The following is a 10,239-nucleotide window of genomic DNA, read 5'->3' as shown; positions in this document are numbered from 1 at the left end:
CAGGGCGTGCAGTTCATGCTCGCCGACATGGCCATGAAGCTCGAAGCCGCCCGCCAGCTCACCTACGCCGCCGCCGCCAAGTCCGAGCGCGTCGACGGCGATCTGACCTTCTTCGGCGCGGCAGCCAAGTGCTTCGCCTCCGACGTCGCCATGGAGGTCACCACCGACGCCGTCCAGCTCCTCGGCGGCTACGGCTACACCCGCGACTACCCCGTCGAGCGCATGATGCGCGACGCCAAGATCACCCAGATCTACGAAGGCACCAACCAGGTCCAGCGCATCGTCATGGCCCGCAACCTGCCGTAGGGACGACCTCCCGTAGGCACGACCTCCCCGTAGGCACGAGGAAGGGCGCCCTCCTGACCCAAGGAGGGCGCCCTTCTTTCCGTACGTCCGCGGATCGCTACTTCGACTCGACGGTGACCTTCTCGTCGTTCTGGATCTGCTGCACCAGCTGCTTGACCTTGGGCATGTCCCACTTGAGGGAGTTCTGCGGCGCCTTGCCCGCGATCGGGATGTTCATGGACTTGCCGTCGCCGCCGCTGATGCCCTTCATGGCGAAGAACATCTTCCCGAGGTCGTACAGCGACATGTCCTTGTCCACGATCAGCGTGTCCAGGCCGGCGCCAAGGGTCGGATACAGGGCGAACGGGTTGAGGATCGTGCCCGGCGTCGCCGCCTCGTTGGCCAGGGCGGAGAGGAACTTCTGCTGGTTCTTCGTCCGCGTGAGGTCCGAATCGGCGAAGGCGTAGCGGGTGCGGACGAAGGCCAGGGCCTGCTCGCCGTTGAGGGTCTGCTGGCCCGCCTGGAAGTCGGCGCCGGACTTCTTGTCCTTGAAGCCCTTCTCGATGTTCAGCTCGACGCCGCCGAGCGCGTCCACGATGTTCGCGAAGCCGGCGAAGCCGATCTCGGCGTAGTGGTCGATGCGAAGGCCGGTGTTGAACTCGACGGTCCGTACGAGCAGCTCGGGGCCGTCCATGGCGTACGCCGCGTTCAGCTTCGCGCCGCCACGGGCCGGGAAGGACTTGCCCGACTCGGAGCCGACGAAGCTCGGGATCGTCACCCAGGAGTCACGGGGGAGCGAGACCATCGTGTTCCCGCTGGAGCAGGCCGCGAGGATCATCATCGAGTCGGTCCGCTTGCCCGCGGCGGAGCCGGTGTGCAGCTTCTTCTTCTCCTCGGCGGACATGCCCTCACGGCTGTCCGAGCCGACGATCAGATACGTCGTGCAGTCGCCCTCGGCCGGCCGCTCGATGACCTTGGCGAGGTCGACCTCGTTGCGCATCTGGGAGCTGGCCCAGGCGTAGGTGCCGATGCCCCAGGCGAGGATGCCGACGACCAGCACGATCGAGCCGACCTTGATGCGCTTGCGCCAGTCCGGCGCGGGACGGCCGGGGCCGCCGGCGCCGGGGCCCGGGGCGTACTGCGGGGGTACGGTGCCGCGGCCGCCGCCCTGCGCGCCGCCGTAGACCTGGCCCGAGCTGTAACCGGAGTCGTAACCCGTGCCCTGCGCCTGCGTGAAGTTCGGGTTGTAGCCCTGGTCGGTACGAGGCGGCTGCTGCGGAACCTGCGGGCGCTGCACATGGCTCATCCGGCGAGCACCCTCGGGCTGGGAGTTCGCGTTGCCACGGCCGTAGCCACCGTCTTCGGGCCAGTCATTCATGCGGACCAGTGTGCCGGGCAGGGCTTCGCGGGCGACAGGCCGGGTGGGACATCGGGCCCGGGCTGTTGCCAAGCTGATGCAAAACGGACCGGACGGCGACGGCCGTGGCACCCGGCATATGGTGGAGGGCATGACAGATCAGGGCGATATCCCGGGCAAGCCCACCTCAGCCTCCCGCACCACCCTCAGCCACATCATGACCAGCCATGACACCAACCTCCTCGGTACGGTGCACGGCGGCGTGATCATGAAGCTGGTGGACGATGCGGCGGGCGCCGTGGCGGGCAGGCACTCGGGCGGCCCCGCGGTGACCGCCTCGATGGACGAGATGGTCTTCCTGGAGCCGGTACGGGTCGGGGACCTGCTCCATGTGAAGGCCCAGGTCAACTGGACCGGCCGGTCCTCCATGGAGGTCGGCGTCCGGGTCATGGCCGAGCGCTGGAACGAGTCCACGCCCGCCACCCAGGTCGGCTCCGCCTATCTGGTCTTCGCCGCCGTCGACGCGGACGGCAAGCCGCGGGAGGTCCCGCAGGTCGTCCCGGAGACGGAACAGGACAAGCGCCGCAACCAGGAAGCCCAGATCCGCCGCACCCACCGCCTGGCCCGCCGCGACGCCATCAAGGACCTGCGAGAGCGCCGGGCGGCAGAGGGCTACGAGGACTGACGCAGTCTCGGTGTGGGCGATCGTCTACGGACACACCACCCGGTCCCCGGTGACCGCCTCGAACGGCCCCGCCCTCCCCGCCTCCTCCGCCCGGACCGCCCGCACCCCCTTGTAGTCCGCGCCCACCGTCACCCGCAGCGTCCCGCCCCTCCCCGCCACCGGCTTCAGCTCCGCCCCCGGCAGCGCCGCCGCGAGGGTCTTCGCCGAGCGGTCCCAGCGCGGGTCGTACTCCACGAGCGTCCGCGCCCGCCCCTCCCCGGCCGCGGTCATCGGCGTCCGGGTCGTGTCGAAGCCGGTCGCGCGCAGCGCGTCGTCGACCTTCCGGCCGAGCCCGTCCGTCTGGGTCCCGTTGTAGACCTGCACCCGGACCGTGTTCGGTGCCACATCCACGGTCACGGCCTCCGGCGCCTTCGACGAGGAGGCGGGCTTCGCGGGGGTGAGCGGCCGGTCCTCCCGTAGCGCCTGGAAGAGTTTCTGCGCCTTCGCCGCGTCCCACTTCACCGTCGAGCCGATCCCCTCCACGGGGAAGCTCATGTCCCCGATCGGCACGGACACGAACTCCGACGACGCCGGCGTGAAGCCCCGCATCGCCTTGGCGAGGGCGAACAGCTGATCCGTACCGAAGTCCTCGTCGGCCCGGACCGAGCTCAGCATGGCCGTGGCGACCTCCCGGAACCGCACCGGGTTGAACAGCACCCCGCCGCTGCTGATCCGCTCGACGAGCGCCGCGAGGAACCGCTGCTGCCGCTGCATCCGCCCGATGTCGGCGGCACCGTCGATGTGCCGGGAACGCACGTACTGGAGGGCGGCCCCGCCGTCGAGGTCGTGGGTGCCGGCCGTCAGGTCGAGCCCGGTGTACGGGTCCTTCACCGGCCGGGCCGTACAGATCTGCACCCCGCCGACCGCGTCCACGGTCCGCATGAAGCTGGTGAAGTCGACCTCCAGGTAGTGGTCGATCTTGACGCCGGTCATCGACTCGACGGTCCGCACGGTCAGCCCCGGTCCGCCCTCGGCGTACGCCGCGTTCAGCTTCACCGGATGCGCCTGGTGCTTCTCGCCGCTGGTGAGATCGGTGTGCTCGGGCATCTCGGCGTACGAGTCACGGGGCAGGCTCACCACGCTCGCCCGGTCCCGGTCCTCCGAGATGTGCACGAGCATCACCGTGTCGGTGCAGTGGCAGGGCGCGCCGCCGAGCCGGTACTTCTCCTTCTCCTCCGGGGTGATCCGGTCCCGGCCGTCGGTGCCGACGACGAGGACGTTCATCCCGTGCCCGGCCTGCGGCCGGTTCTTCATGTCCTTGAAGGGGTCGACCCGGGTGATCCCGGTGTTCAGACCGGTCACCACCGCGTGCCCGATCCCGCCGGCCGCGAGGACCGCCACGGAGAGCGCCGTCGCCATCCGCATCCCCCACCGGGGGCGCCTGCGCCGCCGGCGGACCGGTGCGGGGCGGGCGGCGGGCCGGGGACGGGGCGTGCGGGGCGGTGGGGGCACGGACGGACACCTCCGCGGGTGTGAAAGGGAACCGGGAGAACGGTAGGCCCATACGATCAGCGCAAGGGCTCACCACCCGTGCGGCGCGCACCGCTGTCCCCCGTTCGCGGTAACGTGGCGGGCAATGAACGCCACGCCCCCCGTCTCCGTGATCATGCCGGTTCTCAACGAGGAGCGGTATCTGCGCACCTCGGTTCGTCACATCCTGGAGCAGGAGTACGACGGCGAGATGGAGGTGGTGATCGCGCTCGGCCCGTCCACGGACCGTACCGACGAGATCGCCGCCGAGCTCGTCCGCGAGACCGCCTCCGATCCCCGTGCCCGCGTCACGACCGTGCCGAACCCCACGGGCCGTACGCCCGCCGCCCTCAACGCGGCGATCAAGGCCTCACGTCACCCGATCGTGGTGCGCGTCGACGGCCACGGCATGCTCTCCCCGAACTACATCTCCACCGCCGTCCGGCTCCTGGAGGAGACCGGCGCGCAGAACGTCGGCGGTGTGATGCACGCCGAGGGTGAGAACGCCTGGGAGGACGCGGTCGCCGCCGCGATGACCTCGAAGATCGGCGTCGGCAACGCAGCCTTCCACACGGGCGGCGAGGCGGGTCCCGCCGAGACCGTCTACCTGGGTGTCTTCCGGCGCGAGGCGCTGGAGCAGCAGGGCGGCTACAACGTGGAGTTCATCCGCGCCCAGGACTGGGAGCTGAACTTCCGTATCCGAGAGGCCGGCGGCCTGATCTGGTTCTCGCCCGAGCTGCGCGTCCAGTACCGCCCGCGGCCCTCCGTGAAGGCCCTCGCCAAGCAGTACAAGGACTACGGCCGCTGGCGCCATGTGGTGGCCCGCTACCACCAGGGCTCCATCAACCTCCGCTACCTGGCGCCGCCGACCGCCGTCTGCGCCATCGCCGCCGGCCTGGTCGTGGGCGCCGTCCTGACCCCGCTCGGCTTCGTGATCCCGGCCGGCTACCTCGCCGCGATCACCGCCGGCTCGGTCCCGGCGGGCAAGGGACTCCCGCTGAAGGCCCGCCTCCAGATCCCGGTGGCCCTCGCGACGATGCACATGTCCTGGGGCTACGGCTTCCTGACGAGCCCCCGCTCCCTCGCCAGGAAGGTCATCGCGAGCCGCCGCCCGGCCGTGAAGGCCGGCGAGACGGAACCGGAGACGGTCTGACCGGATCGCGCGTACGACCGACGGCCGGGTCCCGCACGGGGCCCGGCCGTCGGCGTTCACACGGGTGCGGGAGTCAGTCCTTGCCGTCCCACTTGTAGACCGAGTAGACGTCCATGCAGGTCGCCTTGTCGTCGGCGCCCGCGGGCAGGTCGCCCGCTTCCCGCGCCGGAGCCTTGTAGACGGAGCCTTCGCGCCAGTCCGCGCCGACGACGAGCGTGATGCCCTCCACCTTGGCGTCGGGCCGCACCTTGGCCTCCGGCAGCCCGAGGGCCTTCGCCACGGACACCGCGTTCGCCCTGCCCTGGTCGCCGTCCGCCTTCGGGTACATGACGACCGAGTCCTCGCGGGGCTGCGCCTCCTTGGAGGCCTCCGCCTGCGTGAACCCCTTGCCCGTGAGGGTCTCGGTGACGGCCTTGGCCCGACCCTCGACGGGCGCCTCGTCCGTACCGGCGGTGCCGTTGGCGACCGTGACCGCGAAGGAACCGGGGGCCTCGGCGGTGACCTTCGGCTTCGCGGGCGTGCTCGGCTTCGGCTTGGCCGCGGCCGGCTTGCCGTTCTTGTCGAAGGCGATGTCGTCGCGGAGCATCGCCCACATCTTGTCGGCGGACGACTTGACCATCTCGAGCTTGTTCCTGTCCTGGGACCACTCGGTCGTGGGGACCGTCGCCGTCGTGAGCCGGTTCATCTTCACGTTCTTGAGCTGCATCGACAGGTCGAAGAGCTTCTTCACCGACTTCAGTTCGTCGGAGACCTGGAGCGCCTTGGTGGCCGTCTCGGCGAGCCCCATCAGCTGGCCGGTGTCGCTCCAGGCGTTCTGCTTCTGGAGCTTCTCGACCATGCCGTTGAGGTACATGTGCTGGGCCTTGGCCCGGCCCTGGTCGTTGCCGAAGGCGTGCCGGGTACGGAGCCACTGGAGGGCCTGCTTGCCCTGGATCTCCGTGGTGCCCGGGCCGAGCTGCAGACCCGAGCCGCCCTTCACCCGCGCGGTCGACCTGTCCCAGACACCGGTCTTCACGCACACGGGGACGCCGCCGACCTCGTCGGCCATCGCCACCACACCCGCGAAGTCGATCATCATCCAGTGGTCGATGTAGACCCCGGTGAGGCTCTCCCAGGTGGTGAGGGTGCAGCCGGGACCGCCGCGCCCCAGCGTCTCGTTGATCGGGGAGGTGGTCGTCGCCCGGTAGGTGACGCCGTCGTCGCCCTTGCACTCGGGGATGGGCACGATGGTGTCGCGCGGGATGGTGACGATGGAGGCGTTCTGCCGGTCGGCCGAGACGTGCAGCAGCATCTGCACGTCCGCGAGCGGCTTCGCGTCGCGGAGGTTCTTGCCGCCGCCGAGCGCCACGTTCTTGGCGTCGGCCCGGCTGTCGGAGCCGATCAGGAGGATGTTGAGCGGGGTGTCGCCGAGCGCGTTCGGCGGGGCCTTCTTGACGCCGCTGTCGCCGCCCGCGCGCGAGCCGCCGCGGATGTTGCCGTTCAGGTGCTCGTAGTACAGGTATCCGGCGCCGGCGGTGCCGAGTATCAGCACCGCCATGGTGACGGCGACCCAGCGCAGCACCTTGTGCTTGCCGGACTTCTTGGCGCGTCGGCGCGCTGCGGCCCGCCCGCCCGAACCCGTACCGCCGCCCCCCGTACCGCTGCCGCTCGCCCCGCCGTTCGCCGCGCCCCGCCGGCGCTCGGCGCGGGTCGACGCGGGTGCGTCGGCCTGCGCCGCCTTCTCCGCGGGAGCGTCGCCCGTGGCGCCGGTGGCATCACCGGCGCCGTGCAGGTCGTCGTCCCAGCCGAGTTCACGGGCGCGCGGAACGCGTCCCCGCGTTCCCTCCCCACGCACGCTGTTCTGTCCCACCCCAGGTCCCCTCGTCAGTCAGGTGCGCGCGGAGTCCCGGTGTTTCCGGGTCACTTGGCGCACACCTGCTTGTCTGCTTCTACCTTCTCGACGTCCGGCGCCTTCGTCGGACCGTTGATGGGCACCCCCGCGCCCTTGAAGTCGGCGCCGAGGACGAGCGTCATGGGCTCGCGTTCCCCGGCCGCCTGTGTGCCCGGCTTGAGCGCCGTGGCCGCCAGACCCATCATGTCCGCGAGCTTGCGGGCCTGATCGGCCTGGTTCGGTGCGTAGGTGAGCGTGGTCTTCGCCGCCTTCTCGGGGGCGTTGCTCTTGTTGGTGGAGCGGTTCACGCCCTGCTCGTTCTGCAGCCAGACGATGGTCGACTGGGCCGCGCCCTGGATGCCGCTGCCGTTGAAGACGTCGACGCGCACGTCGGCGGCCTGGGCGCGCGGTCCCTGGAGGAGCTTCGCCTGGGCCTGCGCCTGGGCGTTCTTGGCGTCCTGGGTCTTCTTCTTCACCTCGGTGAGCGAGATGTCCGCCTGCAGCGCGGCGAAGAGCTGCGGTGCCTGCGTCGGATGCGGCACGACGGTGATCGGCTTGGGCTCGGCCGGGTTGTCGATGACCGGGAGGGTCGCGAACGAGATGTTCTTCGTGTCGATCCCGGCAAGCTCCTTGGCCAGGTCCTGGAGCTTGGAGAGGGAGCCTATGCCCTTGTCGACGGTGAGCGCGTTCGTCGCCGCCTCCGCGAGGTCGAGCAGCTTCGACGGGCTGGTGAGCGTCTCGTCCGACTTCATCTGCCGGATCATCGAGCCCAGGAACTGCTGCTGGATCGCGATCCGGTCCAGGTCGCTCTTGTTGCCAAAGCTGGAGCGGGTACGGACGAAGGCGAGGGCCTGCTCACCTTCGATGACCGACTCGCCGGCCGGCAGCTTCAGATGCGACTTGGGGTCGTCCACCGCCTTCTCGACGCAGACCTTCACACCGCCGACGGCCGTGGTCAACTCCTTCACGGCGTTGAAGTCGACCATCATGAAGTGGTCGACGGTCAGGCCGGTCAGCTCCTTGACCGTGCGCATGGTGCAGCCGGGGTCACGGCCGTCCTGGCCGAGGCTCACGTTGAAGCGGGCCTGCCGCTGGCCGGGGATCGTCAGGATCGAGCCGTCGGGCTGCCTCGACTGGCACTCGGGGATCGTCGTCATCAGGTCGCGCGGGATGGAGACCGCGGTCGCGTTCGTGCGGTCCTTGGCGACGTGGAAGAGGATCGTGGTGTCCGCGTGACCGGGGCTGTTGTTGTCGCCATAGCCCCCGTTGCCCGCACCGGTCCGCTTGTCGGTGCCGATGATCAGGACGTTGAAGTCCTCGCCCTTGCGGAAGCCCTTGCTCTCGAGGCCGACGGGGTCGACGACATCGATGTTGCCGTCGAGCTTGTTGTAGAGCAGATACGCGCCGGTCCCGCCCCCCACGAGCACCAACGCCATCGTCCCGCCGGTCCACAGCAGGACCTTCTTCTTGCGGGACGCGCCCTGCTTGCGCTTGCGGCGGCTCGAGGGCGGCTGCTGCGCCCCGCCGCCCGGCTCGGTGACCCGGCGGCGGCGCTGCCCGGGGACGGGCGCCTCGACGGGGGTGTCGGCCGGCGTGGGCGAGGGAACGGTGGATCTACGGGGTCTGGCCGGCGCCTGCTGGGCAGCGGGCGACTGCCCTGCGGAGTGGTCCAGTCGCAGTTCGTAGTTGCCGGTCTGCGGGTTGAGCACCCACTGGTCGGCGGGGTCGATCTCGTCCGCCCGTCCACGGCTGTGCGCGTCCACGGTTACTCGAGTCCTCCGTCGGTGCCACGCGAGGCGCCTTCCCCACAGGGCGCCGCTCTCTCGGTCGTTCGATCCTTGGTGAGTGCGACCACGCGGTCGCGGTGCACCGGATCGCGTCACACTATCCGCCCAGTTCAGCGTGGGGCGACGCGCGTGACAAATTCCACGCCCCTTACAACCGGGCAATTTGCTCAAACCTCATCGGTCCCCGCCCTCCCCTTGGTGTGGCCTTTACTCACCGCCCCCACGGGCCCTTGGAAGCGGCCTACGTCCCGGCCGCCTCGCCGGTCGTTCCTTCCGGCCGGGCGGCGCGGACCGTCTGTCGGACGGTCTAGGAGCACACCCCTTCCGCCGCGTTCCGCCCGGTGAACGTCGGGGTCACGGAGGGTGTCGGGGGGGCGTCCGCGTCGTCGGGCTTCCCGTCCGCGCCGCCGTCCCGACCGCCCGCCCCGTCGTCGTCCTTCTCGCCCGGCGTGACCGCGACGGGCCGATCCTCCCGTAGCTGCTTGAAGAGTTGACTCGCCGCCGGCTGTACCAGTTCGTCCCGGTTCGCGTCGTACGTGTAGGGGCGACGGGGGACCGTGAGGAACTGCACCTTCTCGGTCGGGACCGCCCGCATCGACCGCGCGAGGTCATAAAGGTCGCGCAGGGAGTCGAGTCCCGCGTCGGTCGTGATCGCCTTGGTGGCCGCGTCCAGGACCGGGTAGAGCCTCGTCGGGTTCAGCAGCACCCCGTCGCTCTGCACCTTGTTGACCAGGGCGCCGAGGAACTGCTGCTGGCGGTCCATGCGTTCCGTGTCGCTGCCGTTGCCGATCGACTTCCGGGCGCGTACGAAGCCGAGCGCCTGCTCCCCGCGGAGCGTCTGGCGGCCGGCGGGCAGCTTCAGTTTCGCGTCGTGGTCGTCCACGGGCTCCTTGAGGCAGACCTCGACGCCGTCGACCGCGTCCACCATCTTCTTGAAGCCCCGGAAGTCGATCACCATGTGGTGGTCCACCCGGATCCCGGTCAGCTTCTCGACGGTACGGATCGTGCACGCCGTACCGCCGAACTCGAAGGCCCAGTTGAACTGCGCGACCTGCTCGGAGGTCCGGCTCCCGTCGGCCTTGCGGCAGCTCGGGATCGTCACCATCAGGTCGCGGGGGAGCGAGACGGCGGTCGCGCTCGACTTCCCCGCCGACAGGTGCAGCAGGATCGTCGTGTCGGAGTGCTGCGTCCCCTTGTCCCTGCCGTACTCGCGGTTGCCCTCGCCGGCCCGGGTGTCCGAGCCGATGAGCAGGATGTTCCGGGCGGCCGACACGACCGCGGCGGGGCGCTCCTTCTCGTACTTCAGGAGCTCGGCGGCGGCGGTGGTGTCCGTGGTGATGTTGCCGTCGAGCTTCCGGTAGAACCACCAGCCGACCCCGGCCGCGACCAGCACCACGACCGAGACGCCGAGGGCCGTCCACCGCAGCCAGTGGCGCCGGCGCGGCCCCTCCGGGGCGCCGGTCGCCGTGCCTTCCGCCGGGGCGGGATCCCCGTCCGCCGGAGGGGGATCCGGTGCGGCGGGCGTGCCCGCGCGGTCCGTCACGTCTCAGTCCGTCCTTCATGGCGTCGGCGGCACGCCGGGCGGCCGCCGGT

8 protein-coding genes are annotated in these 10,239 nt (G+C 70.4%); 3 read left to right on the top strand and 5 right to left on the bottom strand.

The window, feature by feature from the left end:
* Window positions 1–306, top strand: a 306-nt coding sequence (locus ACIRB7_RS33610) for an acyl-CoA dehydrogenase family protein (RefSeq protein WP_403606636.1), incomplete at its 5' end; no start/stop codon positions are given.
* Between the two features lie 97 nt (window positions 307–403).
* On the opposite strand, the gene ACIRB7_RS33605 is transcribed toward ACIRB7_RS33610, so the two are convergent.
* A complete protein-coding gene (locus ACIRB7_RS33605) occupies window positions 404–1,663 on the bottom strand; it encodes an LCP family protein (RefSeq protein ID WP_403606633.1) in 1,260 nt (419 codons plus the stop codon).
* A gap of 130 nt (window positions 1,664–1,793) precedes the next feature.
* On the opposite strand from ACIRB7_RS33605, the gene ACIRB7_RS33600 reads away from it, so the two are divergent.
* Window positions 1,794–2,327: an acyl-CoA thioesterase gene (locus ACIRB7_RS33600; RefSeq protein WP_403606630.1), complete on the top strand. Its 534-nt coding sequence runs from the start codon at window positions 1,794–1,796 to the stop codon at window positions 2,325–2,327.
* A gap of 24 nt (window positions 2,328–2,351) precedes the next feature.
* On the opposite strand, the gene ACIRB7_RS33595 is transcribed toward ACIRB7_RS33600, so the two are convergent.
* Window positions 2,352–3,731: an LCP family protein gene (locus ACIRB7_RS33595; RefSeq protein ID WP_403606649.1), complete on the bottom strand. Its 1,380-nt coding sequence runs from the start codon at window positions 3,729–3,731 to the stop codon at window positions 2,352–2,354.
* Window positions 3,732–3,942: 211 nt separating this feature from the next.
* On the opposite strand from ACIRB7_RS33595, the gene ACIRB7_RS33590 reads away from it, so the two are divergent.
* Window positions 3,943–4,989: a glycosyltransferase family 2 protein gene (locus tag ACIRB7_RS33590; RefSeq protein WP_403606627.1), complete on the top strand. Its 1,047-nt coding sequence runs from the start codon at window positions 3,943–3,945 to the stop codon at window positions 4,987–4,989.
* A 73-nt stretch (window positions 4,990–5,062) separates the two neighbouring features.
* On the opposite strand, the gene ACIRB7_RS33585 is transcribed toward ACIRB7_RS33590, so the two are convergent.
* The 3 genes from ACIRB7_RS33585 to ACIRB7_RS33575 all read right to left on the bottom strand — a co-directional run bounded on the left by ACIRB7_RS33585 (window position 5,063) and on the right by ACIRB7_RS33575 (window position 10,189).
* Window positions 5,063–6,526, bottom strand: coding sequence for an LCP family protein (locus ACIRB7_RS33585; RefSeq protein WP_403606646.1), 1,464 nt, complete (start codon window positions 6,524–6,526; stop codon window positions 5,063–5,065).
* Between the two features lie 362 nt (window positions 6,527–6,888).
* Entirely contained in the window at window positions 6,889–8,622 is a 1,734-nt protein-coding gene (locus ACIRB7_RS33580) for an LCP family protein (protein ID WP_403606624.1), read from the bottom strand.
* A 331-nt stretch (window positions 8,623–8,953) separates the two neighbouring features.
* Window positions 8,954–10,189: an LCP family protein gene (locus ACIRB7_RS33575; protein ID WP_403606621.1), complete on the bottom strand. Its 1,236-nt coding sequence runs from the start codon at window positions 10,187–10,189 to the stop codon at window positions 8,954–8,956.
* Between the last annotated feature and the right edge of the window lie 50 nt (window positions 10,190–10,239).

Source organism: Streptomyces sp. NPDC093795 (genome assembly GCF_044764665.1).
GTDB lineage: Bacteria > Actinomycetota > Actinomycetes > Streptomycetales > Streptomycetaceae > Streptomyces.
The sequence above is the reverse complement of the archived record's forward strand: the minus strand, read 5'-3'. Positions and strand labels throughout refer to the sequence as shown.

Coding starts and splice junctions, on each gene's coding strand:
- ACIRB7_RS33600 (WP_403606630.1), top strand. CDS start 1,794: ATGACAGATCAGGGCGATATCCCGGGCAAGCCCACCTCAGCCTCCCGC.
- ACIRB7_RS33585 (WP_403606646.1), bottom strand. CDS start 6,526: ATGGCGGTGCTGATACTCGGCACCGCCGGCGCCGGATACCTGTACTAC.
- ACIRB7_RS33590 (WP_403606627.1), top strand. CDS start 3,943: ATGAACGCCACGCCCCCCGTCTCCGTGATCATGCCGGTTCTCAACGAG.
- ACIRB7_RS33605 (WP_403606633.1), bottom strand. CDS start 1,663: ATGAATGACTGGCCCGAAGACGGTGGCTACGGCCGTGGCAACGCGAAC.
- ACIRB7_RS33595 (WP_403606649.1), bottom strand. CDS start 3,731: ATGCGGATGGCGACGGCGCTCTCCGTGGCGGTCCTCGCGGCCGGCGGG.